The sequence below is a fragment of the Asanoa hainanensis genome, assembly GCF_900188485.1.
Lineage (GTDB): Bacteria > Actinomycetota > Actinomycetes > Mycobacteriales > Micromonosporaceae > Asanoa > Asanoa hainanensis.
The window spans coordinates 232,921-258,218 of record NZ_FZPH01000012.1; the positions used below are offsets into that span (position 1 = coordinate 232,921).

Below are 25,298 nucleotides of genomic sequence, written 5' to 3' on the forward strand. Positions count from 1 at the left end.
CGGGTGGCCGTGAACGCCGCCCCGATTACCGCGATGGCCGCGACCCCCGCGGCGACCGCCAGCGCCTGCCGCAGGTCGACGACGGGGCGGCTCGGTCCCCGGCCCGACGACGGGCGCCGAGCCGGCCATCGGATGCCTCAGGACGGTCATCGCAGTCTCCTCAGGGCGCGGCGGTCGGCTGTCTCATCGTCGGGAACATCCGAGCGAACCGGCAGGGCCATCGGACCCACCCGGCAGGGCTTTCCGGACGGCACTGCTCGAGCGGCGACCGGTGCGGCCCTGGTCTGCGTCGGCGACCGGGCCGTCGACGAGTCCAACGCCCCGAACGTGTCGTGCAGCACCTTGACCATCGGCGCGGCGCAGTTCGTGGTGCAGGATGCCGCCGACAGGATCTCGTGGTGGACCGGTTCGTATTCGCCGTCGTTCACGCCCGGCACCAAGGTGGCGTCCACGCCCTTGCCCGGCGCCGAGATGAGCACGCGTCGAGCACCCGACTTGAGATGTCCGCCGGCGCTCTCGCGGGTCCGGAGCTTCCCGGTCGACTCGATCACCAGGTCGACGCCCATCTCCTGCCGCGGCAGCTCGACGGGATCGTGCTGCACGCGTAGGTAGGCCCGGCCGATTCGCCCCAGGCCGTTGATCGCCACTCGCAGCATCGCTCCTCCTTGGTCGTCGCCGCCAGCCTCGGCCCCCGCCTCCCGGCCCGGGCAGAGGCGAAGGTCCCGGTCCAGCGGTGACCGGGGTCCCACCCAGGTGCGGACCACCGGCACTGCTCCAGGCTCGCTCACGGGGGTGAAATCGATGTGGGTCCAGACAGGACCCGCAGCCGAAACGAAAGGACGTGGAGGGCCATGACCGCAATGGCAGAGCGGCACACCGCGCGGACGACCGCTCCGGCGGTCACCTACGAGTCGACCGAGACGACAGCGCAGAAGGCAGCGCGCTACATGTGGGCGGGCGTCCGCCTGGCCCTCGCCTTCACCTTCCTGTGGGCGTTCCTGGACAAGGTCTTCGGGTTCGGTTTCGCCACCCCGAGCGAGCGCTCGTGGGTCAACGGCGGAAGCCCGACCAAGGGGTTCCTCAGCGGCTCGGAAGGTCCGTTCGCGGACTTCTACCACAACCTGGCTGGCACCGGCTTCGCGAACTGGGCGTTCATGCTCGGTCTGCTGGGTATCGGGCTGGCCCTCACCTTCGGCATCGGCATGCGCATCGCCGCGGCCTCGGGTGCCCTGCTCTACGTCATGATGTGGTCGGTCGCGCTCCCTCCGGAGACCAACCCGTTCATGGACGAGCACCTGATCTTCGCCGCCGTCCTCGTCGGGCTCGCGCTCGTCGGCGCCGGCCGGACCCTCGGCTTCGGTGGGTACTGGGAGAAGCTGCCGATCGTGAAGCGGCTGCCCTGGCTCAAGTGACCGCGAAGCGCCATCTCGTGACCCGGGGCACCGCTGACGGCGGTGCCCCGGCCGAGTCTCGACGCGCCTCTCGACGACCGGAAGAAGGTGTTCCATGACCAGCATCCGGCTCGACTACGTGACCAAGGTGTTTCCGGGCGGAGCCGTCGCGCTCGACGGCGTTGACCTCTCGGTCCGCGACGGTGAACTGCTCGTCCTGGTCGGCCCGTCCGGCTGCGGAAAGTCCACCGTCCTGCGGATCATCGCCGGCCTGGAGGATGCCACCAGCGGGTCGGTACAGGTGGACGGCGTAGAGATCGACGGGGTTCCGCCGAAGATGCGTGACGTGGCGATGGTTTTCCAGAACTACGCCCTCTACCCGCACATGACCGTTGCCGACAATCTGGGTTTCGCGTTGCGCCTGCGGCACGTGGCGGCGGCCGAACGCACCGCGAGGGTCGACGAGACCGCGCACATGCTGGAGATTCGCGAGCTGTTGGAGCGCAAGCCGAAGGCGCTGTCGGGCGGCCAGCGCCAGCGGGTCGCGATGGGCCGGGCGCTGGTCCGCGACCCGCGGATCCTGTTGATGGACGAGCCACTGTCCAACCTGGACGCGAAGCTGCGGGTGGCTATGCGTGCCGAACTGCGCCGGCTGCACGAGCGGTTCCACACGACCACGGTCTACGTCACGCACGACCAGGTGGAGGCCATGACGCTCGGCGACCGGATCGCCGTGCTGCACGAGGGCCGCGTCCAACAGGTCGGGGCGCCCGGCTGACCGCCGGCGAACCCGCCGTCCTGGTCCTCGCGGACGGGACGCGGTGGACGCTGCCGGGCACCGGGCCGGCGGCAGCCCAAGAGGTGATCGTCGGGATCCGGCCCCATGCGTTGGTCTGGCCCGCACCCATCGGATCACCGCAGCTGACCGCCACCATCACCGGCCGAGAGTTCCTCGGCAACGCCGAGCACCTCTTCTTCGCCGCGCCCGGTGCGGCATCGTCCGACGACGGCGCCGGCCAGTGGACGGCCCGGGTCGAAGCCGACTGCGCCCTCGCCCCAGGCGACGAGGTGACCTTCGGCGTGGACACCGGCGAGCTCCACCTGTTCGACCCGGCCTCTGGCGCGGCGCTCCTCCGCGCCGGCCTGCCTGAGCGGTGCCCGTCGGGCAGAAGCACGGTGCTGATTCAGGCGGTGCGGATGTGATTCGGATCGACTCCCAGGTCGCCCAACCGCCGCACGTGATCGGCAGGGTCTTAGGTCCCGGTCGCGGCGGGCCCCGCGACTCTGACACGCGCTCCGCGCCGGCAAGAGGATGGACGGCATGAAGGTTCTCGTGACCGCAGCATCGAAACACGGCTCGACGGCTGAGATCGCCGAAGCCATCGCCGAGGAGATCCGGGCGGGCGGCCACGTCGTCGTCGTCCGGCCGCTGCCCGGCGGCGACGTCGACGGCTTCGACGCCGTGGTGCTCGGCAGCAGCGTCTACCTCGGAAGGTGGCTCAAGGAGGCGACGGACTTCGTCCGCCGGCACGGGCCGGAGCTGCGGCGCCGGCGGGTCTGGCTGTTCTCCAGCGGACCCGTCGGTGACCTGCCACGGCCCGGCGACCAGGCAGTCGACGTGTCCGAGGTCGAGCGTGCGACCGGCGCCGCCGGCCACGCCGTCTTCGCCGGCCGCCTGGACCGCTCCCGGCTCACGTTCGGCGAGAAGGCGATCGTCCTGAGCCTGCGTGCCCCGGAGGGCGACTTCCGCGACTGGACCGCGATCCACGACTGGGCGACCTTCGTCGCCACCGACCTGCGCTCGTCGAGCGCTCCCGCCCAGCCATAGCTACCTCGAGAGCCTGGAGGAAAGTCCCATGGACGCCGTCGCCGACCTGGAGACGCCCCTGCCCACCGACGACCTGGCGCGGCTCGACGCCTACTGGCGTGCGGCGAACTACCTGACCGTCGGGCAGATCTACCTGCTGGACAATCCGCTGCTGCGCGAGCCCCTGCGGCCCGAGCACGTCAAGCCCCGCCTGCTGGGCCACTGGGGCACCAGCCCAGGTCTCAACCTGTTGTACGCGCACCTCAGCCGGGTGATCAACCAGCGTGACCTCAACATGATCTACGTGACCGGGCCCGGACACGGTGGCCCCGCGATCGTCGCCAACACCTGGCTGGAAGGCACCTACAGCGAGCTCTACCCGTCGGTGAGCCGTGACGAGGCGGGCATGCGTCAGCTGTTCCGCCTCGAACGTGTTCCTCAACCCCGCCCGTGACGGTGCCGTGCTGCCGATCCTGCACCTCAACGGCTACAAGATCGCCAACCCGACGGTCCTCGACCGGATCCCGGACGAGGATCTGCACAGTCTCATGCGAGGGCACGGCTACCAGCCGTACGAGGTCGCGGGCGACGACCCCACGCGGGTCCACCAGGCGCTGGCCAGCACCCTCGAGAGGGCGCTCGACGACATCGCCGGCATCCAGCGGCGGGCGCGGCAGGGTGAAGCCGACCCGCGGCCCCGCTGGCCGATGATCATCCTGCGCACACCGAAGGGCTGGACCGGGCCGGCGGTCGTCGACGGGCTGCCGGTCGAAGGGACCTTCCGCGCCCACCAGGTACCCATCGCCGCCGTGCGGGACAACCCGGAGCACCTGGCCATGCTGGAGGCGTGGCTGCGGTCGTACCGACCCGAGGAGATCTTCGACGCCACCGGGGCGCCCGTCCCGAACGTGGCGGCGCTGACACCGCGTGGCGACCGGCGGATGAGTGCCCAACCACGGGCCAACGGTGGAACGGTCCTGCGCGACCTGGTCCTGCCCGACTTCCGCGACTACGCCGTACAGGTGACCCGCCCGGGGTCGCCGAGCAGCGAGGCGACGCGCACGCTCGGTGCCTTCGTCCGGGACGTGATCGTGGCGAACCCGGACAGGTTCCGTCTCTTCGGGCCCGACGAGGTCGCCTCCAACCGGCTCGGCGCCGCTTTCGAGGTGACCGACCGGGCCTTCGACGCGGAGATCCGGCCGGGCGACGACCACCTCTCCGCGGATGGTCGAGTCATGGAGGTGCTCTCCGAGCATCTCTGCCAAGGTTGGCTCGAGGGCTACCTGCTCACCGGCCGGCATGGAATCTTCACCAGCTACGAAGCGTTCATCCACGTCGTCGACTCGATGGTCAACCAACACGCCAAGTGGCTCAAGGTGACTCGGGGCATCTCGTGGCGACGGCCCATCGCCTCGCTCAACTATCTGCTGTCCAGCCATGTGTGGCGGCAGGACCACAACGGCTTCTCCCACCAGGACCCCGGCTTCATCGACCACGTCGTCAACAAGAAGGCCGAAGTCGTACGGGTATACCTGCCGCCGGACGCCAACACGTTGCTGTCCACCATGGACCATTGCCTGCGGAGCAGGCACTACATCAACGTCGTGGTCGCCGCGAAGCAACCGGCACCCACCTGGCTGCCGATGGACGAGGCGGTGCTGCACTGCCGCCGCGGCCTGGGCATCTGGAACTGGGCCAGCACCGCCGGGGACGCGGAACCGGACGTGGTGCTGGCCTGCGCCGGCGACGTGCCCACGCTCGAGACCCTCGCCGCCGCCGACCTGCTGCGAACCCACCTCCCAGACCTCAGGGTCCGGGTTGTCAACGTCGTCGACCTGATGCGCCTGCAGCCGGAAGCCGAACATCCGCACGGCCTGCCGGATGCGCAGTTCGACGCCCTCTTCACGGTGGACAAACCGGTGATCTTCGCGTTCCACGGTTACCCGACGTTGATCCACCGGCTGACCTACCGTCGCACCAACCACCACAACCTGCACGTCCGCGGCTACAAGGAAGAAGGCACCACGACCACACCGTTCGACATGGTGATGCTCAACGACCTCGACCGCTTCCACCTCGTCATCGACGTGATCGACCGCGTGCCGGGGCTCAGCTCACGGGCCGCCCAGCTGCGCCAGGACATGGTCGACGCCCGGCAACGGTGCCGCGACTACACCCGCGCCCACGGCGACGACGACCCGGCGATCAGCGGCTGGCAATGGAGCCCGCAGCCACCTGCCGCGTGATGGCACGGAGGGTTTTCGTGGCGGCGGCGACCTCGTTAGGCTGCCTACGATGGGGTTGAAGGAGCCTAACGATGTCTGGACCAGCCGAGCCCGACGAGCAGGCGGGCATCCAACACGAACGCGTCGACAGCTCGCTGACCTTTCCCGACGCCCCCCGGCTCGAGCTCGACCAGCTCCTTAGGCAGTTGGTCGATCGCGCGCAGGAAGTCATGGCCACCCAGGGGCGGCTCCGTGGGCTGCTGCGCGCGAACCAACTGATCATCGGCGACCTGGCTCTGCCGGCCGTGCTTCGCCGCATCGTCGAGGCGGCGCGTGAGCTGGCCGGCGCCCGCTACGCGGCGCTCGGCGTGGTGTCGCCGACGGGAGGGCTGGCCGAGTTCATCCACAGCGGCATGCCGGCCGACGCGGTGGAGGTCATCGGCCATCTCCCCGAGGGCAAGGGCCTGCTCGGTGCGCTGATCAATGATCCGCGGCCGATCCGGCTGCTGGACATCGGCGATGACCCGCGCTCGGCGGGCTTTCCGGCCGGGCACCCGCCGATGCACAGCTTCCTCGGCGTGCCGATCCGCATCCGTGACGAAGTCTTCGGCAACCTGTATCTCGCCGAGAGCACGACAGGTGCCTTCAGCGCCGAGGACGAGGAGCTGGTCAGAGCGCTCGCCGCGACAGCGGCGGTCGCGATCGACAACGCGCGCCTCTACGCCTCGGCGCAACTGCGCGGCGAGTGGCTGCAGGCCTCGGCTGCCATCACCCGTCAGGTCCTCGCGACCGAGGGATCGCCCATCTACCCGCTGCGGCGCATCGCCGAGCGCACCATGGAGGTGGCGAAAGCCGACCTCGTGACGGTCGTGCTCCCGGATCCCGACGACGAGGACGAACTGCGGATCGAGGTGGCCGTCGGCGTTGCCGCCGCCTCGCTCGCCGGAACTCGCGTGCCGGCCAGCGGGACGTTGTCGGGTGAGGTGCTCGCGTCCGGCCAGCCCCTGCGGTTGGCCAACCCGGGCGAGGGCGGCGCCCGCGTGTCGCCGACCGCCGAGGTCGTCGACATCGGGCCGGTCCTCGCGGTGCCGCTGCACGGCTCCGCACGCATCCACGGTGTGCTGTGGACCGCGCGAGCGCCCGGCCGCGTGCCGTTCACCGCCGACGACGTCGCCATGGCCGCGAGCTTCGCGAACCAGGCGGCGCTGGCCATCGAGCTCGCCGAGGCACGGGCCGAGCAGCAACGTGTGGCGATGCTCCACGAACGCGAACGGATTGCCGCCGACCTGCACGACCATGTGATCCAACGGCTGTTCGCCGCCGGTCTTTCCCTGCAAGGCGTGGCGGTGCAGGTCGGCGCCAGCCCGACCGCCGATCGCATCGTCCAGGTCATCGACGACCTCGACACCACCATCAGCCAGATCCGCACCACCATCTTCCAGCTCCAACGCCAGCCCGGCACGGCGGCTAGCAGCATCCGCGCCCGTCTGCTCGACATCGCGACCCAGGTCACACCGGCCCTCGGGTTCGAGCCCGGCGTCCGCTTCAGCGGCGTCATCGAGAGCCAGGTGCCCGACGACCTCGTCGACGACCTCGAGGCGGTCCTTCGCGAAGCGCTCACCAACGTCGCCCGCCACGCGCAGGCCACGTCGGCCGAGGTCGAGTTCACCGTCACCACCGATGCCGTCACCCTGGTGGTCCGCGACGACGGTCGCGGGATCGGCGAGAGCACCCGCAGCAGCGGCCTGGGCAACCTGCGGGCACGTGCGCAACGGCGTGGCGGCACCCTCGCGATCTCGGCGTTCCAGCCGAGCGGCACACGGCTGTGCTGGTCCGTTCCCTTGCCGGCTTTCGGGCCGACCGGCCGCGACTGAGGACCTTCGGCCCTGATCTCCCCGGCCCGCGACCCGCGAACGTTGGGCGGTGAACTCTTTACCAGCCGGACCGGGCGCGGCACCGAACCTCGCGGAGCTGAGCCGAGCCGAGTGCCTGCGCCTTCTCGCGACCGGGTCGGTGGGTCGCGTCGTCTTCACCGAGTCCGCGTTGCCCGCCGCGCATCCGGTCAACTATCTGCTGGACGGCGAAGAGGTGGTGTTCCGCACCGGCGGGGGCGGCAAGCTCGCGGCGGCGACCATGCGCAACGTCGTCGCCTTCCAGGTGGACGACATCCGAGCCGAGTCGGCGTCCGGCTGGAGCGTGCTCGGCGTCGGCGAGGCCTACGAGGTCGTCGACGCGGTGCGGCTCAGGTCGCTGGGCTCGAGGCTGCCGCGGCCGTGGGTCGGGTCCGCGGCGAACGGCCACACCATCGCCATCCCGCTGCGCCGGCTCACCGGGCGGCGACTGGGGATCGGAGAGCCACCGCGACGACCGCCTCCGTAGTCCCAGCCGGTCCAGGACCTAAGACCCTGCACTCCGCCTGCTCGGCAGCCGACGCTACAGGAGAGGACTGGGCCAGGAGAGGGGCGGACGATGCCGAAGTACGTCTACGACTTCATCGAGGGTGACAAGGACCAGAAGGACCTGCTCGGCGGCAAGGGCGCCAACCTTGCGGAGATGGCTCGGCTGGGCCTTCCCGTGCCACCCGGGTTCACCGTCACCACGACCGCGTGCCGCGCCTTCCTGGCATCCGGGCACGTCCCCGACGGCCTGTTCGCCGAGATCGGTGAGCATCTGCGGCAACTCGAGATCCGCACGGACAAGCGGCTCGGCGACGCCGCCGACCCGTTGCTGCTTTCCGTCCGGTCCGGCGGCAAGTTCTCCATGCCGGGGATGATGGAGACCATCCTCGACATAGGACTCAACGACCACAGCGTCGAAGGTCTGGCGGCCCATGCCCACGACGACCGGTTCGCCTGGGACTCGTACCGTCGTCTGATACAGATGTTCGGTCGCACGGTCTACGACATACCGGCCCGACAGTTCGAGTCGGAGATGTCCGTCGTCAAGGCGGCCGCGGGCGTCGAGGCAGACAACGACCTGACCGCCGACGACCTGCGACGGCTCGTGGCCGCGTTCAAGAAGGTGTTCCGTGCGGGGGCCGGCCGCGAGTTCCCCCAGGCGCCGCACGAGCAGCTCCACCTGGCGGTGCGGGCCGTCTTCGCCTCGTGGCGATCGCCCCGCGCCGGGCTCTACCGGCGGCAGGAGCACATCCCGGACGACCTCGGTACCGCCGTGAACATCATGGCGATGGTGTTCGGCAACCTCGGCGTCGACTCGGGCACCGGCGTGGCCTTCACCCGCGACCCGGCAACAGGCGCCCGCGGCGTCTACGGTGACTACCTGACCAACGCGCAAGGCGAGGACGTCGTCTCCGGCGTCCGCAACACCGTTTCGCTGGAGCAGCTCGAAGCCATCGACCCGGTCAGCTTCCATCATCTCGTCTCCATCATGGACACTCTGGAGAAGCACTACCGCGACCTGTGTGACATCGAGTTCACCGTCGAACGGGGCAAGCTCTGGATGCTGCAGACGCGGGTCGGCAAGCGGACCCCGGCCGCGGCCCTCACCATCGCCAACCAACTCGTCGAGGAGGGTCTGATCGACCTGGACGAGGCGCTGGCCCGGGTGACCGGCGAGCACCTGACCCAGTTGATGTTCCCGACCTTCGACGACCGGGCCCTGCCGGCGCCGTTGGCGCGTGGGGTGCCGGCATCACCGGGCGCGGCGTTCGGCCGGGTGGTCTTCGACTCCGCCGAAGCGGCCGCCGCCTCCGGTGAGAACGTCATCCTGGTCCGGCGCGAGACCAGCCCTGACGACCTCGCCGGCATGATCGCCGCGGCGGGCATCTTGACCAGCCGGGGCGGCAAGACCTCACATGCGGCCGTCGTGGCCCGCGGCATGGGCAAGACGTGCGTCTGTGGGGCCGAGGACGTGCGGATCGCGCCCGACGAGCGCAGCTTCACCGTCGACGGCGTCACCGTCAACGCCGGCGACGACATCTCGATCGACGGCTCGACCGGCGCGGTCTAGCTGGGTGCCCTGCCGGTGAGCCAGTCTCCGGTCGTCCGCTACTTCGACGGTGTCGAGCCCGGGCGGAGTGCTCTCGTCCAGGCGGTCGACCGGCTCTTGGGACACGCTGACCAGGTGCGCACGCTGGGAGTGCGCGCGAACGCCGACACCCCGCTCGACGCCGCGCGGGCACGGCGGTTCGGAGCGGCCGGCATCGGCCTGTGCCGGACCGAGCACATGTTCCTCGGCGACCGGCGTACGCTCGTCGAGCGGCTGATCCTCGCCGTCGACCAGGACGAGCGAGAGGCGGCGCTGGCGGCTCTGCTGCCGCTGCAACGCGACGACTTCACGGAGATCCTGGCGGCGATGGACGGCCTTCCGGTCACCATCCGCCTGCTGGACCCGCCGCTGCACGAGTTCCTGCCAAGCCTCGAGGACCTCGTGGCGCGGGTCGCCCGCGCGGACGCGCTGGGTGTCGACGCCGGGCACGACCAGGACCTGCTCGCGGCCGTTCGCCGGATGCACGAGACCAATCCCATGCTGGGCCTGCGGGGCGTGCGCCTCGGCCTGCTGGTGCCCGGGTTGTTCGCCATGCAGGTCCGGGCGATCGCGGAGGCGGCCGCGCGGCGACTCGCCGACGGAGGCGACCCACGACCGGAGATCATGGTTCCGCTGGTGGCGTCGGTCCGCGAGCTCGCGCTCGTCCGTGTCGAGGCACAGGCCGTGGTCGACGCCGTCCCCGGCGCCCCGCGCATGCGGATCGGCACGATGATCGAGGTGCCGAGGGCCGCGCTGACGGCCGGGGAGATCGCGGGCGCCGCGGAGTTCTTCTCGTTCGGCACCAACGACCTGACCCAGATGGGCTGGGGACTGTCGCGCGACGACGTCGAGGGGACCGTGGTGAGCCGCTATCTCGCGCTCGGCATCCTGGACCGCTCACCCTTCGAGACCCTCGACCGCGGCATCGGCCGCCTGGTGCGGCTCGCGGTCGAAGAGGGTCGCGCAGCCCGTCCTGACCTCGTCACCGGGGTGTGCGGTGAGCACGGCGGGGACCCGACATCGGTGCGGCTCTTCGCCGAGGCGGGGCTCGACTACGTGAGCTGCTCGCCCTACCGCGTCCCGATCGCCCGGCTCGAGGCCGGCCGTGCCGCGATCGTCACCTCGGGCTCGGACAGCCGATGAGACACGGTGAGGGGCCGACCGCGGTCGCGGTCGGCCCCTCACCGGCTCCGCACGTAGGAGGCCTCAGCCAGGCGGGTCGATGACCGAGGCGGCAGGCCGGCGCAGGCTGGGATATCCGGGATGCCCGTAGCCGACCCGGAGCACCATCTGCGGGAAACCGTGGCGACCGAGGGCCGATCGCAGCCGCTCTCGAGCCGCTGGCACCTCGATGGGCTGAGACAGCATCGACACGGCCAGGCCCGCGTCCGTGGCGGTCAGCAGGACGCGCTCGAGGGCCTGGCCGGCCGTCACCTGGTCGTCGTCGCGGTCGTGGAGTGAGCCGAGCACCGCCACCAGCGGCTCAGGCTCGTAGTCGCGTCCGGGCGGCCGGGTGCGCGCGCCGAACGCGCGCATCGGGAGCAGGTCCTGCGGCTCCGGTACGTATCCCGCGGCGCGGCCGGAGACCCCGTCGGGCGAGAGCTCCTCCCGCCGCCATCGCGCGAGCTCGCCCGCGTACGCCTCGTCTCGGCGCAGGACGCGGTTCGCGGCGTTGACGACCTCGGCGAGCGCGTTGACCGCACTGGTACCGATGATCAGGTCGAGCCAGCAACCTTCGGCACGGGCCGCCTCCCGCAACCGGGACCGGAGGTCGGCCGGGACGACCTCGGCGCTGAACGGCATGCGGTTGCTGTGCCGGCGCACGATGGCGGCGCACAACGCCCGCTCGGCGCCGGATGCCGGACGCGGGACGTCGGCAATCAGCTGGGCAACCACGTCACGGTCCTTGCTCGGCGGCTGGACCACCACCGCAGCGGGCTTGCCGACGGCCGCCAGAGCCATCCGGAGGTTGAAGACGGCGGCGCCGCAGCTGACGCGACCAGCCCATTCGCGCGCGGGGATGTCGGGCAGCCGGCTCGAGTCGAGGCGGACCTCGATCGTGCGGCCGGAGACACGGAAGCGCCAGGGCTGGCTGTTGTGCATCGACGGCGCGCGAATGGCCAGCTCGACCGCGGTGGACAGATCGTCCGCCGTGTAGCCGGTTGTCGTCGGCGTCATGTTCGTCGGCTCCATGGGTGGCTCCCTCGGCTGGGTCTCCCACCAATCGTGTTCCGCCGACCGTTGTCGGGGCAGGGGCAGAGGTCCTGAGGTCCAGGGTCGGCCGGTCTGCCAGGGCGGTGGTGCGCGGACGCCTCTCTGAGGTGCAGAATGAGTTGTGATTCGTGTGTATCTGCTCGACGACCACGAGGTGGTTCGCCGCGGCCTGGCGGACCTGCTGCAGAGCGGCGGCGACATCGAGGTGATCGGTGAGGCCGGTCTGGCCCGGGAGGCGGCCGCGCGCATTCCCGCGCTCCGGCCCGACGTCATGATCCTCGATGCCCGGTTGCCGGACGGCAGTGGCATCGATGTCTGCCGCGACGTCCGAGCGGTGGACCCGACGATCAAGGGCCTGATCCTGACGTCGTACGAGGACGACGAGGCGCTGTTCGCCGCCATCATGGCCGGTGCGGCGGGATACGTGCTCAAGCAGGTCCGCGGCACGGACCTCGTCGAAGGGGTCCGGCGGGTGGCCGCGGGCCAGTCGATGCTCGACCCGGCGGTGACGCAGCGGGTGCTGGACCGCATCCGCAGCGGTGTGGAGCAGCCGCAGGAGCTCAAGGCGCTCACGGACCAGGAGCGGCGGATCCTGGAGCACATCGCCGAAGGGCTGACCAACCGCGAGATCGCCGCCGAGATGTTCCTGGCCGAGAAGACGGTGAAGAACTACGTGTCCAGCCTGCTCGCCAAGCTGGGCCTGGAGCGGCGCACGCAAGCCGCGGTGCTGGCCACGCGCCTGTTACGCAAGAACCCGTGACGCCGGACGGGGCGGCGCCCGATCACGGACGCCGCCCCGTCGGACGAGTCACAGGATGCCTGTCGGTGTTCCGAGCCCCCGCTGGTAGGGCACGGGGTCGACGTCGTCGAAGTCGAACTCGATGTTGCCGACCACGGTGACCACGCCACTGACCTGCGTGGCCAGGTGCGTCGCGAGCTCGGCCGAGCTGCGTCGGTCGAGTTTGCCGCCGAGCGTCACGACACCCTCGGTGACTCTCACGCTGACCGCGTCGTCACTGATGCCCAGGATCCGGTGCAGAACTTCGGTGACGACGTCATGACGGATGTCGTCGTCGTGGCGCAGGTGCACTTTCAGCAGGTCGCCACGGGACACGATCCCGATCAACCGGCCGAGGTCGTCGATCACCGGAAGGCGTTTGACGCCCTCCCGGTCCATGGTCTTCGCCGCCTCGACGAGCGTGGTGGAATCCATCGTGGTGATCGCGGGTGTGGTCATCAGGTTCCGGGCCTCGTTCGCGTCGGCCTTGACGCGCGCCGCGTGCCGGCGCCGGCCTTCGAAGATCCGGGGCTCGTGTGGCTTGCCGATCAGCTCGACCTTGTGCAGCAGGTCGGCTTCGGAGATGACACCCAGCACACGGCGGAAGTCATCCACCACGGGCACGGCACTGACGTGCCGGGCCGTCATGACGTCGACGATCTTTCGGTACGGCGTGGCCTCGTCCACCGTTGCGACGTCCGTCGTCATGACGTCGCCGACCTGCCAAGTCCTCATCACGAATCTCCCTCTGGTCGGATGGTCTCGCCTTCAAGGTAGGTGCGGCCTCCGGTATGGGTCAGAGTCACGGGACTGTCGCCGGTCGGGACCTGGGTCATGTCCACAGTGGGTACTTCGGCCCTGCAAACGGGGGGCTCCCCGTCGCACGCTGATCAGGAGATGGACATCGGGAGAGGAGAAGCGATGAACATGACCCGGATCGTCGTCGGCGTGGACGGGTCCGAACCGAGCATGGCCGCCGCGCGATGGGCGGCCGGGGAGGCGCAGCAGACCGGCGCCACGGTCGACCTGGTGCACGCCTTCGACTGGGACTACTACGGCGGCCGTTTCGACGGCGGCAACATCCTGCGCGAGTGGGCAGAGGACAAGGCGAGCACCACACTCGCCGACGCCGCGGCGGCCGTCGCCGCGGTCGCACCCGGTGTCACGGTCTCGCACGAGCCGGTGCTCGGGTCCGCCGTGCCGGTGCTGCTCGAAGCCGCGGCCGACGCGTCGATGATCGTGGTAGGCAACCGTGGACGCGGCGGGTTCGGCAGCCTGTTGCTCGGCTCCGTCGGGCAGCGACTCGCGACCCACGCACCGGTGCCGGTCGTGGTCGTGCGCGGCCGTCCCGACATCGGCGCCGGAGCTGTCGTGGTCGGTGTCGACGGCTCTCCAGCCGCGTTGGACGCGCTCGCAGCGGCTTTCCGCATGGCGGCGTCGCGTTCGGCCCGGCTGATCGCCGTGCGGGCCTACGTTCCGCCGACGCCGCCCTGGGGCGTCAACGTCGAGCCGGTGGTCTACGACGTGGCCGAGCGCGACGCGGAGCTGCACGCGGAGCTCGACGAGCAGCTCGCCCCGTGGCGTGAGAAGTTCCCCGACGTCGCCACGGAGACGCTCGTGGCCCACGGCTCCCCGGCCGGAGTCCTGGTGGGCCTGTCACACACCGCCCGGCTGGTCGTGGTCGGCACTCGCGGCCACGGCAGTGTCGCCGGCGCCCTGACGGGATCGGTCGGCCTGCAACTGGTGCACCACGCCGACTGCCCTGTGCTCATCGTCCGATAGATCCGCTTGACGGTGCCGACGCCCGCACGGGCGCCGGCACCGCGGCGTCCTGACGCCCGACCCGACGGTCCTGCCCTTGCCACCGGCAACGATGCGCCAGCATCGGGACCTTCGGCATGCGTCGCGGGTCACGTGGCGCTGGTGGAGACAGTCATGGTGGGCCCACGCTGGCCCTATGAACGACCAGCTGTGGTTCCGACCCGACGGTCAGCCTGGCCCGGAGTTGCGGGAATGCCTTACCGCAGCGGCAGCGGCCCCGTCGATCCACAATACTCAGCCTTGGCTCTTCCGGCCTCGTGCGGACACCGTCGACGTCGTCGCGGACTGGACGCGGCGGCTCGACGTCCTCGACCCCGACGGCCGGGAGCTGTACGTCAGCGTCGGCGCGGCGGTGTTCAACCTGGGTGTGGCGATCAGCGCGCACGGCCGCCGGGCGGACATCCTGGTTCTGCCCGACGCCGACCGGCCCGAGGTCGCCGCGCGGATCGTTCTGGGCCGCGCACGGAGGCCGACCTCGGCGGCGACCGCGTTGGCCGCGGCGATCCCGCGTCGGCACACCAACCGTCGGCCCTTCAGGGACCGCGAGGTACCCGCCGCTGTGCTCGCCGACCTGACGGTGGCGGGCGACCGTCATCGAACGACGGTGATCGTGGCGGACACGACCTTGCGCTCCGCGGTCTTGGCGTTGGCGAGGACCGCGGAGAACGTCCAGCGCACCGATCCCGCATACCGCGCGGAGCTCGCCGCATGGACGACGCCAGGCGGTGTCGGCCGGCGCGACGGTGTGCCGCGGGACGCGTTCGGACCGCACGACGAGCACAAGGCGATCCCGCTGCGCGACTTCGGGCTGGGGAACGGCGCACCGATCGCCACCGCGCATTTCGAACGTGACCCCGCGGTCTTGCTCCTGTTCACCGGTGGGGACACGCCGGCGGACTGGGTCCGCGCCGGGATGGCACTCGAACGCGTCCTGCTGACGGCGACGGTGCGTGGCTTGGCCGCGACTCCGCTGAGCCAGGTGGTGGAAGTGCCGCGGTTGCGGTCGCTGCTGGCGGGTGGGTTGGAGGGCCGGGTCCTGCAGAACGTGCTGCGAGTGGGGTATCCGGCCACTCCGATGCGCCCGACGCCCCGCCGGCCAATCGAGGAGACGCTGCGGCCGTGACGGGTGTCAGCGGCACAACCCGTCGGGCGACCGGAGGCACGCGTCACCACGAGCAGGGACGTTCGTCCTGCGGCGGCGGTCTGATGGCTCTGACCCGTGCCGCACGCGGAGACCTAGCGTGAGGGTGGACGGTCGAAGGAGGTTGTGATGAAGGCATGGAAGGTCCACCACGTCATGACGCGGAACGTCTCGACAGTCGCGGGTTCGACCCGCTACCGGGAGATCGTCGAGCTGATGGCCGACAAGAAGATCAGCGCGGTGCCCGTGGTGGACGACGCCCGCCGCGTGCTCGGTGTGATCTCCGAGGCCGATCTGTTGCACAAGGTCGAGCTTGTTGGTGAGCCGCACCAACGCCGGCTGTTCGAAGGTCGACGCCGTCACGCCGCCAGGACAAAGGCCGATGCCTCGGTCGCGCGTGAGCTGATGACGGCGCCGGCCGTCACCACGTCACCCGAAACGTCGCTGGTTCGCGCCGCGCGGGTCATGGAGCGCGAGCACGTCAAGCGGCTCCCGGTCACCGACGACGACGGTCATCTGGTCGGAATCGTGTCCCGACGGGACCTGCTCTCCATCTACCTGCGACCCGACGCGGATCTCCGTCGAGATGTCCTCGAGGTGCTGGAACGCATCTTCAGCGTCGAATCGTCCGAAGTGGATGTTATCGTCGCCGACGGCGTGGTAACCCTCTCAGGCCGCGTCGAGAGGCACAGCGCCGCACAGCTCGCCGCCTACGTGGCTGGCCAGGTCAGCGGCGTCGTCCACGTCGTCGACGGTCTGACCTTCGAGTTCGACGACCTCAACCCCGTCTACCTCAAGCCCGGTCTGGGCAGCCCAACCGGTCTCCTGTGAGACCGGGGAGGCAGGAGGCCACGCGGTCGATACTCGTCGAACAGGCGGTCAGCCCGCGTCGCTACCGGCTGCGGGCGGAGTTGCCGGGAATCGATCTGGTGCATCTGCGGGTCACGTGCGACGGAAGCGAGCTTCGGCTCGACGCGACCCGCGAACCGCCAACGGGCGGCGCGCTCGACCGCAGCGAGTTCTGGTACGGCCGGCGGCTGCGTTGCGTTCCGCTTCCACCGGACCTGCGTGCGCGGACCATGACCGCGTCGTACACGGATGGCGTCCTGGAGGTCACCGCGGACCGTGGAATCGCTGAGCCGCGACGTCCGGCATTCCAGGTTGAGGTCCAAACGCCGGCCCACCGATGACCTACGGCCCTAGCCCTGGTCCTGATGTCGGCGTGTCATGAAGGGGACAACAGCTGGAGGTGGTTTCGGTGCGTCTGACCTCGCGTGACGGCATGGCGACCGGACTGGCCGCGGCGGCCGTGGCCGCCTACATCGCCTTTCTCCACGGCGTCGACGTGGCGCCTTTGTCCGACGCTCGCGCGGTGACGGCCGGCGTATTCGTATTGGGAATGGCGGCCTGCTGGCCGTGACCGGCGCCATGCTCACCGGCAGCCGGGTCCTGCTCGCCCTCCTGGTTCTCGACACGGTGCTGCTCTGGGCGGTCGCCGTCATTCGCCACCTGGCGATGCCACATCCGGTGCGGCGCCGGGTCGTAGTGCGGACCGAGCGACCGGTGGTTCAGGCAGAGAATGCCCTCGCCGCTCTCGAGCCGCGTGTCACCGCGGGTCCTCGTCGAGCACCTCGCCGAGGTCAAGATGACTGGCCGGTGGCGGCGGAACAGGTTGGCCCTGCGGCCCGGTTCGTAGGACGAGCTGCGGCTGTGCCCGGCCGGCGAGCAGCCGACCGATGAGCTCGCGGGTTCGGGGCACCTCCACGACATCGCTCATCACCGACATCGCCAACGTGCGGGCCGTGGCCGTCAGCCAGACCGCGCTCGTCGCCTCGCCGGCCCGGAGCCGGTCGGCCGGTGCATCCGTCGGCGTCGCCAGGATCAGGTAGTCGGCGAACCGGTCGTCGCCGAAGCCAGGAAACAGTCCGGTCTCGCCGCCCCCGGCGAAGTCACGCACGGCGACCGGTCGCGAAACCGGCGCCACGAGGCTTTCGAACGAGACGCCCGCACCGGTGGGGCGGTGGACCGTCCAGGCGGCCAGCTCCCGGCGGTACGCGGGATCGGACCGTTCGGCCCGCTGAGCCTCGTCGACGGCGGCGCCCAGGCTCGGCCGCTCGGTGTCGCCGATCCAGAACAGATCGCATTGCTCGCGTACGGCGGCCGAGTCCAGGGCGGCGACGTCGTCGTCCGCGATGCGACTGTTGGCGACGATGGGCCGGCGGTCGCTGTGGCGGTGCCGGACGGCCCGCGCCATCGCGATATCGGTCGGGTCCGCGGCCGCGGGACCGGTGATGCCGACGACGGCGAGCAGGTCGCCGGAGTCGCCGTCGGGAAACCGGCGGACGTCGAGGGCGTGGCCGCGGGCCGCGAGGGTCACCCGCAGATGGTGCAGGGCAGTGCCGCAGCTAACCATTGCCATCCGGCCGGTCGGGTCGACCGCGTCCAGCCGCCTGCTGTCGTCGCGCCGCAGCTCCAAACTCTCGTCCCGCAGCCGCCAGCGCCACGGTTGGCTGTTCAAGATGGACGGTGCGTACAACGTCGCCGAAACCGCGTCCCGCAACGCTTTGCGAACCTCTGAGCGCTCTCCGCCGGCCATGAACACAGCCTAGAGGCCACACCGCCGCGCGTCGGTGATGCCGCCGATCCCACCGGCATCGACCGCCTCGTCGTCACCACGGTCACCGACGAGGATCTCCCGGTCGTCGACCGTCTCGCCCGTCCCCGGCTTCACCGCACCGCGGCGGCCACCGCGACCTCACGCACGACCGCTACCGGGCAGTGCGCATGGTGGATCAGCTCTTGGCCGACCGATCCGAGGAACGTGCCGCTGAAGGCGCCCCGGCCGCGGGAGCCGACCACCACCAGCCTGGCACCGGCACTGGCCGCGACGAGATGTCCCGCGGCGCTTCCGATGAGCACGTCCGTCGACACGGACACCTGCGGGTACTTCTGGTTCCAGGTGGCGACCTGGTGGTCGAGGTCGTCCTTGAGCTGCTGTGCGGCGATCTCGAGGTAGTACCGGGTCGGCGGCGGGGACCAGGTCCGGATGACGCGCAACGGAGACCGCGTGGCCGCGGCCTTCTCGAAGCCGAACGCGAGGGCGAGCACCGAGCACGGCGAACCGTCGAAACCGACCACGACGTCTCCCTCGGCCTGGCTCACCCCGGCCCGCACCACGATGACCGGGCAGTGGGCGTGGGTGGAGACGGACAAGGCGGTCGAGCCGATCAACAACTCCGCGAAACCTCCCTTGCCGCGACCACCGACCACGACCAGTGCGGCGTTGGCCGAAACGTCCCGGAGGCAAACCTGGGCGGGTCCGTCCATGACCTCGGCGGTCACCGCGACCTCGGGGTGCGACGATCGGGCGTCCTCGACGGCATAGGCCAGCGTTGCCCGGGCGTCGGCGTGGGCCTCGTCGTCCGGCCAGGCGCTCGGGCCGGGCGCGAACAGCGTCGGACCGATGTACCAGGCGAACGCGTACACCAGCTTGACGGGTGCGGACGCGCGGGCGCCCTCGTCGAGCGCCCAGCTCAGGGCGGCCCGTGCGTCGGGCGAGCCGTCGTATCCGACAACGATCGGGCGGGCGTCCATGACGGTGCCTCCTGACATCTCGTGGCTACAGGTCAAGCGAAGCGCGTTGCGTGGAGACCCGGCAGGGCCAACCGGCCCCCGGTATGCGTGCCGGTCGGCCTTGCCCGGTGTCGCGTTGATGGGGTTGCCTGGAAATCGGCGCAGCTAGGAGAGGACAGGATGATGTCGCGTATCGAAAACCCCACCGCGGTAGCGCTCGCCGAGGCCGCCAACGCGGCCGGCTACGCGCCGTCGATCCACAACACGCAGCCGTGGCGCTGGCAGGTATTACCCGATCGGCTCGCCCTGTTCGCGGACCGGACCCGGCAGCTCACCGCGACCGATCCCGACGGCCGGATGCTGGATATCAGTTGCGGCGCCGCTTTGCAGCACGCGCGCCTGGCGCTCGCGGCGGTCGGCTGGAACACGAGGGTCATTTACCTGCCCGACCCGACGACGCCGGACTTGCTCGCCGAGCTCGTCGTGTCCGACCGGGTCGCGCCCGCGCCCGAGACGATGCGGATGGTGCAGGCGATGCGCACGCGGCACACCGACCGCCGTCCGGTGTCCGACGAGCCGATTCCCGCTGGCGTTCCGGAAGCGCTGACGCGTGCCGCTGACGGTCTGGCCCGGCTGCACATGCTCACCAACGACCAGGTCATCGACCTCGCCGGCGCGGCGCACCGCGCCGCCGAGATCGAGGCGGACGATCCCCGGATTCGGGCGGAGCTCGCCTACTGGACCAGCAGATCCGCGCGGGACGGCACCGGCCTGCCGCGGGATGTGCTGCCGGAGCGCCCACAGCAGACGACCGTTCCGGGACGGGACTTCGGAATGCCGGGCACGCTGCCGATCGGCTCTGGCCATGACCGTCAGGCGCGGTACGCACTGCTCTACGGCGACGAGGACGAGCCCCGTTCCTGGTTGCGGGCGGGCGCCGCACTGGCCGCGGTCTGGCTGGTCGCGGTGAGGCTGGGTGTGTCCGTGGTGCCGCTCAGCGGCGTTATCGAGGTGACCGCCACCCGGGAGACCCTGCGCGCGATCCTCGCCGGGATCGGCCAGCCGTACATCGTCATGCGGTTGGGTATGGCGGACCCGGCGCACGCGGGACCGCCCCACACCGCGCGCATGCCGGCCAGCCAGACCGTCGACCTGTCAGCCGTCAGCGCAGACGTCTGAGACGTCGAGCCTGGGCGACGCGGGTTCTCCACCGCCCGACATCGAGGGGGCAGCCATGCCGATCCAGGTGCTCGTCGATGACGACGGCTCACCCACGGCGAACCAGCTCCGGATTATGCGGATCGTCCGCGTTCGGCCCGCCAGTGTTCGTACGCGTTGACGGCGGTCGGCAGCGTCGGGAAGATGCGGTCCGCTCCGACCGCCGCGGCCAGCCCGAAGGCCTGCAGGTCGTCGAGCAGGTCCTGCTTGACTCGGGCGAGGGCGAAGACGATGCCGCGCTCCTCGAGGTCGCGGCGGAGGCGCTCCACGGCGTCCAGCGCGGTGATGTCGACTTCCACGTTGGCCTCGGTGTTGAGCACGAACCAGGCGACCCGCTCGCGTTGCTGGTCGACGGCGGCCAGGGCACGACGGTGGAAATCCTCGGCGTTGGCGAAGAACAGCGGTGAGTCGTACCGGTAGATCACCAGACCCGGCACGGTGTGTGCCTGTGGAAAGTCGTCCACGTCGTGCATGCCGGGCAGCCCCGGCACCAGTCCTTGCACGGCGTCGTGTGGGCGGGCGACGCGAAGGAGCATCTCGGCGACCGACAACCCGACGGCGAACAGGACACCGTAGAGGATGTCGAACGCGAGCACGCCGGCGAAAGCGCCGAGCGCGAGCAGCAGCTCACTGCGCCGGAACCTGGCGAGCCGGCGGAAGCCGGCCAGGTCGATGAGCCGCACGGCGGCGTACACGACGATCGCGCCGAGCGCGGCGGTGGGGAAGTGGACCAGCAGCGGGCCGAGGAATAACAAGGTCGCGATCACCAGTACGAGCGCCACCAGGGAGTACAGCTGGCTGCGCGCACCGACGGCGCTGGCCAACGCGGTGCGGCTGCCGCTGCTGCTGATCGGAAACCCTTGCAACAGGCCCGATCCCACGTTGGCGACCCCGAGCGCGACGAACTCCTGGTTGGCGTCGACGTCGTGGCGGTCGGTCGTGCTGTCCCGGCCCGCGAACGACCGTGCGGTCAGGATGTTGTCGGTGTAGCCGACCAGCAGGACACCCGCCGCCGGGAGCACGAGGCTCGCCAACTGGTCCAACTCCGGGAACGCCGGAGAGGGCAACCCTGACGGGATCGCCCCGATGACCTGGATCCCGTGGCGCTCCAGGCCGAACAGGGCGACCGCCGCTGTGGCCAGCAGCACTGCCAGAAGCGGAGCCGGAGCGAGGGGCAGGAGACGCTGAGCGCCGAACAGGAACACCAGTACGACGGCCGCGAAGGCGACAGTGGCGCCGTGCGCGTCCGACAGGTGCGTCACGAAGGAGGCGAGCTGCGTGAAGAACGACTGGCCGCTGACGGGTACACCGGTCAGCTTGCCCAGTTGTCCGACGATCATGATGAGCGCCACACCGGCCAGATAGCCGACGAGGATCGGGCGGGAGAGCAGGTCGGCCACGAACCCGAGTCGGACCAGCCGCGCGATCAGGCACAGCCCGCCGACCATCAGCGCCAGCGCGGCCGCGAGGCTCGCATAGCGGCCCGGGTCGCCGGCCGCGAGCGGCCCGACGACCACCGCGGTCATGAGCGCTGTCGTCGACTCGGGGCCGATGGACAACACCCGCGAGCTCCCGAAGATGGCGTAGGCCGCCAGCGCGGGCAGGATCGCCCACAAACCCGCGACCGGGGGAAGCCCCGCGACGGTCGCGTACGCCAGTACCTGCGGAACCAGATACGCGGCGACGGTCACCCCCGCGACCACGTCTCCCCGCAGCCATCGGCGCTGGTATCCGCTCAGCGTGACGACGCCAGGAAAAAGTGATCGGAGCGTCGGACGGTGGGCCATCCCGACATTGTGGCCGGTGACCCTACCCGGGCGTCGGAACCTTCGGCGCACAATGCGGGTCGGGCGGCGCTGGTGGGGCAGCTGTCGCCTGGATCACGCTGGCGCCATGAACGAGCACCTCTGGTTCAGCGCGGACGGTCTGCCGGGGCCGGCGCTGCGGGAATGCCTGGCCGCGGCGACCGCGGCTCCCTCGATCCACAACACCCAGCCATGGCTGTTCCGGGCTCGGGGTTCCACCGTGGAGGTGATCGCCGATATGGCGCGAAGCCTCGTGACCGTCGATCCGGATGGTCGGGAGTTGTACGTCAGCGTCGGCGCCGCCCTGTTCAACCTGCGCGTGGCCATTCGGGCACATGGCCGACAGCCCCGCGTAGCGGTGTTGCCCGACCCCGGTCGGCCAGAGGTCGTCGCCCGGGTCACGGTGGGCCGCGCGCAGGCTCCCACGCCGGAAGTGACGGCCCTCGCCGGCGCCATCGACCGCCGGCACACCAACCGGCGGCCCTATCGCGACCGACCGGTCCCCGCGACCGTACTGGCCGACCTCGCGGTGGCTGGTGACCGTGAGCGTGCCACGGTGATCGTCGCCGACGCCGCTCGGCGGTCGGCGGTGTGGGCCCTCGCGCGGACGGCGGACAACATCCTGCGTTCCGACCCCGGCTACCGGGCGGAGCTGGCCGCGTGGACGACTTCCGGTGGGGCCGGCCGTCGTGACGGCGTTCCGCGCGACGCGTTCAGCCCTTGCGACACGAACAGGGCCATCCCGCTCCGCGACTTCGGGCTCGGGAACGGTGCCCCGACCGCCACAGTGCCGTTCGAACGGGAGCCGACGACGCTGCTGGTCCTCACCGGCGGCGATGCCCCCGCCGACTGGACGAGGGCGGGGATGGCCCTCGAGCGGGTCCTGCTCAGCGCGACCGCCCGAGGCCTGGCGGCCACACCGCTCAGCCAGGTCGTCGAGGTGCCACGGTTGCGGTTGCTGCTGGCCGACTGGGCGAACGGCCTGGTCCTTCAGACGGTGCTCCGAGTCGGATACCCGGCGACCCGGGCACGCCCGACGCCGCGCCGGCCGCTGGAAGAGGTCCTGCTGCCCTAGCCGGGGCCTTCGTGGTCCCGCCCGCAACAGCTGTCACGTCGGTTGTCGTCGCGTCCAGTGGTCCCGACGAGAGGTGACCAATGCCGGTACCGGCTCCCATCTGGCCGGACGAGGCTCGAAACACGAAGACGCTCACAACGGAAGGGACAAGGCGATGAAGGCCAAGGTCGGTGACCGCCTGATCCTCGAAGCCACCCACGTCGGTGACCACCGTCGCTACGGCGTCGTCATCGCGTTGAGACACGAGGACGGGACGCCGCCGTACGTCGTGCGCTGGCTGGACGACGGCCACGAAGCGCTGGTCTTTCCCGGTCCCGACTCGCGGATCGAGCAACCAACCGGAAGCTGACCGGTCCGCGGGTCCTCCGTGCTCGTCACCGGACGAGGACGGTCACGGCGGCGAAGTAGACGACGATCGTGAGCAGGTCCTGCACCACCGTCGCGAGCGGTCCCGAGCCGAAGGCGGGATCGTGACCGAGCCGATGGAGGAGCCACGGCAGGGCGAGCGCGACGAGCACCGCGCTGGAGCTCGCCGCCAGGGTCGCGATGGCGACGGCCGCGGCCAGGCCAGGGTCCTGCCAGACACCGACGATCACCGCGAACATCAGTCCGCCGAGCATCGCGCCGACCATGAGGCCGGTGAGGGTCTCGGGCGCCACCAGGCGGCGGATGCCGACGCCGACCGACAGTCCCCGAATGGCTACGGCCTCGGTCTGCGTGCCGACCGCGTCGGCCAGGTAGACGATGCCCGGGATGAAGTACGCGACGACGAGGTTCGCGCTCAGCTCAGCCTCGAAAGCGCCCATCAGCACAGCCGAGAGCATGGCGCCGACCAGTCCGACCGCGAGCCAGGGCAGGCGATGCCACAGGCGCCGTCGGACCGTCTCCACCGTCGCCGAGCGGGCGGCCGCCGCGTCCCGCATGAAGCCGCCCATGCGGGCCAGGTCTTCGTCGTGTTCCTCCAGTAGGACCTCCAGCAGGCGCTGTGGTGGGACCAGCCCGACGAGCCGTCCGTCGGCGTCCACCACGGCAAGGCCGGGCTCGCCGTGCCGCACCGCCCGCCACGCGGCGGATTCTTGATCGGTGCCCGGCCCCACGACGGGTGGTTCCGGGTCCATGACCGCGTCCATGGTCGCCGCGTGCGGAGCCGCGAGTATTCGTTCGATGGTTGCCAGTCCGCGGAGCTCGCCGTCGACGCACACCGCGACGACGGAGGCGCTGCTGAAGTGCCGGCCCCGAAGACCGCGCAGCACGGCGTCCACCGACTCGTCGGGCCGGACGATCGGCACGTTCGCGGTCGCGTGCGCCGCGGCTGTGCCCGGGTTGCCGTTCGCGGATCCGGGCAGCGCGGGCGCGGGGATGGTCTTGTCGGTCACCACAGCCTCCTGGCCCTCCATCCAGTGTGGTCCCGGTGTCTGGATGGTGAAAGGGGTCCACAGGCTCGCTGCGGAGGACCTTCGGCCCTGGAGCGTCGGGTTCGGCGGCTTCCTAACGTCGACTGCGGAGGGATGCGATGAGACGACTGCCGGGCGCAAGCTCGCCATCATCTGTTCCAAGGCAAACCTCGACATGGCTACCCCGGGCTGGTGCTCGCCAACACCGCCCTAGGAGAAGGCGTGGAAACCCAGCGCGGCCGACTTCATCGAGAGGACCGACGGTGCCCAACTGCTGTTATCTGACACCGGAGCGAGCACGAGCTCGGGCACTTCGGCGACGGCAGGATGACCTTCGTCCCTGCCTCCACGATGGATGGAGGTGGTCGAATAGACAAGGAGTATCGATGAAAGGAGGGGTCAGGATGAGTAGCGTGACGTTGCGGACGCGCGGCCTGTTCCCGACGGAGTGGCCCACGTTCGCCTGGCTACCGCTGGGAGGACCGTCCATCCGCATCGAGGAGTTCCTGGACACCCAGGACTACGTGGTCCGAGCGGAGCTGCCCGGCGTAGACCCGAAGAACGACATCCACGTCACGGTGACGGACGGCGGACTCGTCATCAAGGTGGAACGCAAGGAGGAGCACCGGACCGAGGACGGCAAGGTCGTGCATTCCGAGTTCCACTACGGCTCGCTGTTCCGGCACATCCCGCTGCCCGGAGGAGCGCGCGGGGACAAGGTCACGGCGACCTACGAGGCCGGCATCCTCGAGGTGCGGGTCGCGGTGGGCGAGGTCGTCCCGAAGACCCGCGAGATCCCGGTCATCGTGGGCAACGGCAAGCCGGCGGCCATCAAGAAGAGCTGACCCGCGTCAGCGTACGGCGCCCGA

24 protein-coding genes and 2 pseudogenes are annotated in these 25,298 nt (G+C 70.5%); 18 read left to right on the forward strand and 8 right to left on the reverse strand.

Annotated features, from left to right (window positions below; all coding sequences use genetic code 11):
• Positions 1-146: 146 nt before the first annotated feature.
• Positions 147-656: a hypothetical protein gene (locus CHC05_RS41690; RefSeq protein ID WP_179266395.1), complete on the reverse strand. Its 510-nt coding sequence runs from the start codon at positions 654-656 to the stop codon at positions 147-149.
• Positions 657-851: 195 nt separating this feature from the next.
• Between CHC05_RS41690 and CHC05_RS27060 the strand changes: the two genes are divergently transcribed.
• From CHC05_RS27060 to ppdK, 8 genes and pseudogenes are all read left to right on the forward strand, one after another.
• A complete protein-coding gene (locus CHC05_RS27060) occupies positions 852-1,412 on the forward strand; it encodes a DoxX family membrane protein (RefSeq protein ID WP_089253383.1) in 561 nt (186 codons plus the stop codon).
• 94 nt (positions 1,413-1,506) lie between these two features.
• On the forward strand, positions 1,507-2,169 hold the full coding sequence (locus CHC05_RS27065) for an ABC transporter ATP-binding protein (protein WP_089253384.1): 663 nt from the start codon (positions 1,507-1,509) through the stop codon (positions 2,167-2,169).
• Positions 2,170-2,252: 83 nt separating this feature from the next.
• The gene (locus CHC05_RS27070; protein ID WP_089253385.1) at positions 2,253-2,594 is read left to right on the forward strand and encodes a TOBE domain-containing protein; all 342 of its coding nucleotides are present in this window, start codon (positions 2,253-2,255) and stop codon (positions 2,592-2,594) included.
• Positions 2,595-2,712: 118 nt separating this feature from the next.
• Positions 2,713-3,219 (forward strand): flavodoxin domain-containing protein, encoded by a 507-nt coding sequence (locus CHC05_RS27075; RefSeq protein ID WP_089253386.1) that lies wholly within the window; start codon positions 2,713-2,715, stop codon positions 3,217-3,219.
• Positions 3,220-3,247: 28 nt separating this feature from the next.
• Positions 3,248-5,444 (forward strand): annotated as a pseudogene (locus CHC05_RS27080) (phosphoketolase family protein).
• A gap of 71 nt (positions 5,445-5,515) precedes the next feature.
• Positions 5,516-7,297, forward strand: a complete 1,782-nt coding sequence (locus tag CHC05_RS27085; protein WP_089253387.1) for a GAF domain-containing sensor histidine kinase — start codon at positions 5,516-5,518, stop codon at positions 7,295-7,297.
• 49 nt (positions 7,298-7,346) lie between these two features.
• Positions 7,347-7,802, forward strand: coding sequence for a pyridoxamine 5'-phosphate oxidase family protein (locus CHC05_RS27090; RefSeq protein WP_089253388.1), 456 nt, complete (start codon positions 7,347-7,349; stop codon positions 7,800-7,802).
• Positions 7,803-7,892: 90 nt separating this feature from the next.
• A pseudogene (ppdK, locus tag CHC05_RS27095) lies at positions 7,893-10,553 on the forward strand (pyruvate, phosphate dikinase).
• A gap of 63 nt (positions 10,554-10,616) precedes the next feature.
• Here ppdK and CHC05_RS27100 read toward each other — a convergent pair.
• Complete coding sequence (locus CHC05_RS27100; protein ID WP_425426847.1) at positions 10,617-11,603, reverse strand: Acg family FMN-binding oxidoreductase; 987 nt, start codon at positions 11,601-11,603, stop codon at positions 10,617-10,619.
• A gap of 142 nt (positions 11,604-11,745) precedes the next feature.
• Here CHC05_RS27100 and CHC05_RS27105 point away from each other — a divergent pair, with 142 nt between their 5' ends.
• Entirely contained in the window at positions 11,746-12,384 is a 639-nt protein-coding gene (locus tag CHC05_RS27105; RefSeq protein ID WP_089253389.1) for a response regulator, read from the forward strand.
• 48 nt (positions 12,385-12,432) lie between these two features.
• On the opposite strand, the gene CHC05_RS27110 is transcribed toward CHC05_RS27105, so the two are convergent.
• Positions 12,433-13,137, reverse strand: a complete 705-nt coding sequence (locus CHC05_RS27110) for a CBS domain-containing protein (RefSeq protein WP_089253390.1) — start codon at positions 13,135-13,137, stop codon at positions 12,433-12,435.
• Positions 13,138-13,323: 186 nt separating this feature from the next.
• Here CHC05_RS27110 and CHC05_RS27115 point away from each other — a divergent pair, with 186 nt between their 5' ends.
• The 5 genes from CHC05_RS27115 to CHC05_RS41695 all read left to right on the forward strand — a co-directional run bounded on the left by CHC05_RS27115 (position 13,324) and on the right by CHC05_RS41695 (position 16,784).
• The gene (locus CHC05_RS27115; protein ID WP_089253391.1) at positions 13,324-14,184 is read left to right on the forward strand and encodes a universal stress protein; all 861 of its coding nucleotides are present in this window, start codon (positions 13,324-13,326) and stop codon (positions 14,182-14,184) included.
• 175 nt (positions 14,185-14,359) lie between these two features.
• Positions 14,360-15,346, forward strand: a complete 987-nt coding sequence (locus tag CHC05_RS27120) for an Acg family FMN-binding oxidoreductase (RefSeq protein ID WP_089253392.1) — start codon at positions 14,360-14,362, stop codon at positions 15,344-15,346.
• A 174-nt stretch (positions 15,347-15,520) separates the two neighbouring features.
• Positions 15,521-16,195: a CBS domain-containing protein gene (locus CHC05_RS27125; RefSeq protein ID WP_245871249.1), complete on the forward strand. Its 675-nt coding sequence runs from the start codon at positions 15,521-15,523 to the stop codon at positions 16,193-16,195.
• On the forward strand, positions 16,192-16,554 hold the full coding sequence (locus tag CHC05_RS43495) for an Hsp20/alpha crystallin family protein (protein WP_089253394.1): 363 nt from the start codon (positions 16,192-16,194) through the stop codon (positions 16,552-16,554). Before CHC05_RS27125 ends, CHC05_RS43495 begins: the two co-directional genes overlap by 4 nt.
• A 68-nt stretch (positions 16,555-16,622) precedes the next feature.
• A complete protein-coding gene (locus CHC05_RS41695; protein WP_179266396.1) occupies positions 16,623-16,784 on the forward strand; it encodes a hypothetical protein in 162 nt (53 codons plus the stop codon).
• A gap of 186 nt (positions 16,785-16,970) precedes the next feature.
• Here the strand turns inward: CHC05_RS41695 and CHC05_RS27135 are convergent, their stop codons facing one another.
• The 3 genes from CHC05_RS27135 to CHC05_RS27140 are packed head-to-tail and all read right to left on the reverse strand — an operon-like array spanning position 16,971 to position 18,958.
• A complete protein-coding gene (locus CHC05_RS27135; RefSeq protein ID WP_144022791.1) occupies positions 16,971-17,960 on the reverse strand; it encodes an Acg family FMN-binding oxidoreductase in 990 nt (329 codons plus the stop codon).
• A gap of 9 nt (positions 17,961-17,969) precedes the next feature.
• Positions 17,970-18,095 (reverse strand): hypothetical protein, encoded by a 126-nt coding sequence (locus CHC05_RS43135; RefSeq protein ID WP_281257731.1) that lies wholly within the window; start codon positions 18,093-18,095, stop codon positions 17,970-17,972.
• Entirely contained in the window at positions 18,092-18,958 is an 867-nt protein-coding gene (locus CHC05_RS27140; RefSeq protein ID WP_089253396.1) for a universal stress protein, read from the reverse strand. Before CHC05_RS27140 ends, CHC05_RS43135 begins: the two co-directional genes overlap by 4 nt.
• A gap of 162 nt (positions 18,959-19,120) precedes the next feature.
• On the opposite strand from CHC05_RS27140, the gene CHC05_RS27145 reads away from it, so the two are divergent.
• Positions 19,121-20,116: an Acg family FMN-binding oxidoreductase gene (locus tag CHC05_RS27145; protein ID WP_089253442.1), complete on the forward strand. Its 996-nt coding sequence runs from the start codon at positions 19,121-19,123 to the stop codon at positions 20,114-20,116.
• A 113-nt stretch (positions 20,117-20,229) separates the two neighbouring features.
• On the opposite strand, the gene CHC05_RS27150 is transcribed toward CHC05_RS27145, so the two are convergent.
• A complete protein-coding gene (locus CHC05_RS27150) occupies positions 20,230-21,942 on the reverse strand; it encodes a SulP family inorganic anion transporter (RefSeq protein ID WP_089253397.1) in 1,713 nt (570 codons plus the stop codon).
• Between the two features lie 106 nt (positions 21,943-22,048).
• On the opposite strand from CHC05_RS27150, the gene CHC05_RS27155 reads away from it, so the two are divergent.
• A complete protein-coding gene (locus CHC05_RS27155; RefSeq protein ID WP_089253398.1) occupies positions 22,049-23,035 on the forward strand; it encodes an Acg family FMN-binding oxidoreductase in 987 nt (328 codons plus the stop codon).
• 154 nt (positions 23,036-23,189) lie between these two features.
• Positions 23,190-23,384, forward strand: coding sequence for a DUF1918 domain-containing protein (locus tag CHC05_RS27160; protein WP_089253399.1), 195 nt, complete (start codon positions 23,190-23,192; stop codon positions 23,382-23,384).
• Between the two features lie 25 nt (positions 23,385-23,409).
• On the opposite strand, the gene CHC05_RS27165 is transcribed toward CHC05_RS27160, so the two are convergent.
• Positions 23,410-24,411, reverse strand: coding sequence for a magnesium transporter (locus CHC05_RS27165; RefSeq protein WP_245871239.1), 1,002 nt, complete (start codon positions 24,409-24,411; stop codon positions 23,410-23,412).
• 422 nt (positions 24,412-24,833) lie between these two features.
• Here CHC05_RS27165 and CHC05_RS27170 point away from each other — a divergent pair, with 422 nt between their 5' ends.
• Positions 24,834-25,274: an Hsp20/alpha crystallin family protein gene (locus CHC05_RS27170; RefSeq protein WP_089253401.1), complete on the forward strand. Its 441-nt coding sequence runs from the start codon at positions 24,834-24,836 to the stop codon at positions 25,272-25,274.
• Positions 25,275-25,298: the final 24 nt, after the last annotated feature.

Bases quoted from the DNA above. Each gene is read 5' to 3' on its own strand.
- CHC05_RS27150 (WP_089253397.1), bottom strand. From the start codon at position 21,942: ATGGCCCACCGTCCGACGCTCCGATCACTTTTTCCTGGCGTCGTCACG.
- CHC05_RS41690 (WP_179266395.1), bottom strand. From the start codon at position 656: ATGCTGCGAGTGGCGATCAACGGCCTGGGGCGAATCGGCCGGGCCTAC.
- CHC05_RS27085 (WP_089253387.1), top strand. From the start codon at position 5,516: ATGTCTGGACCAGCCGAGCCCGACGAGCAGGCGGGCATCCAACACGAA.
- CHC05_RS27170 (WP_089253401.1), top strand. From the start codon at position 24,834: ATGAGTAGCGTGACGTTGCGGACGCGCGGCCTGTTCCCGACGGAGTGG.
- CHC05_RS27075 (WP_089253386.1), top strand. From the start codon at position 2,713: ATGAAGGTTCTCGTGACCGCAGCATCGAAACACGGCTCGACGGCTGAG.
- CHC05_RS27065 (WP_089253384.1), top strand. From the start codon at position 1,507: ATGACCAGCATCCGGCTCGACTACGTGACCAAGGTGTTTCCGGGCGGA.
- CHC05_RS27110 (WP_089253390.1), bottom strand. From the start codon at position 13,137: ATGAGGACTTGGCAGGTCGGCGACGTCATGACGACGGACGTCGCAACG.
- CHC05_RS27160 (WP_089253399.1), top strand. From the start codon at position 23,190: ATGAAGGCCAAGGTCGGTGACCGCCTGATCCTCGAAGCCACCCACGTC.
- CHC05_RS27100 (WP_425426847.1), bottom strand. From the start codon at position 11,603: ATGGAGCCGACGAACATGACGCCGACGACAACCGGCTACACGGCGGAC.
- CHC05_RS27125 (WP_245871249.1), top strand. From the start codon at position 15,521: ATGACGCGGAACGTCTCGACAGTCGCGGGTTCGACCCGCTACCGGGAG.
- CHC05_RS27060 (WP_089253383.1), top strand. From the start codon at position 852: ATGACCGCAATGGCAGAGCGGCACACCGCGCGGACGACCGCTCCGGCG.
- CHC05_RS27115 (WP_089253391.1), top strand. From the start codon at position 13,324: ATGAACATGACCCGGATCGTCGTCGGCGTGGACGGGTCCGAACCGAGC.
- CHC05_RS27120 (WP_089253392.1), top strand. From the start codon at position 14,360: ATGAACGACCAGCTGTGGTTCCGACCCGACGGTCAGCCTGGCCCGGAG.
- CHC05_RS27145 (WP_089253442.1), top strand. From the start codon at position 19,121: ATGTCGCGTATCGAAAACCCCACCGCGGTAGCGCTCGCCGAGGCCGCC.
- CHC05_RS27135 (WP_144022791.1), bottom strand. From the start codon at position 17,960: ATGGCCGGCGGAGAGCGCTCAGAGGTTCGCAAAGCGTTGCGGGACGCG.
- CHC05_RS27155 (WP_089253398.1), top strand. From the start codon at position 22,049: ATGAACGAGCACCTCTGGTTCAGCGCGGACGGTCTGCCGGGGCCGGCG.
- CHC05_RS27140 (WP_089253396.1), bottom strand. From the start codon at position 18,958: ATGGACGCCCGCCCGATCGTTGTCGGATACGACGGCTCGCCCGACGCA.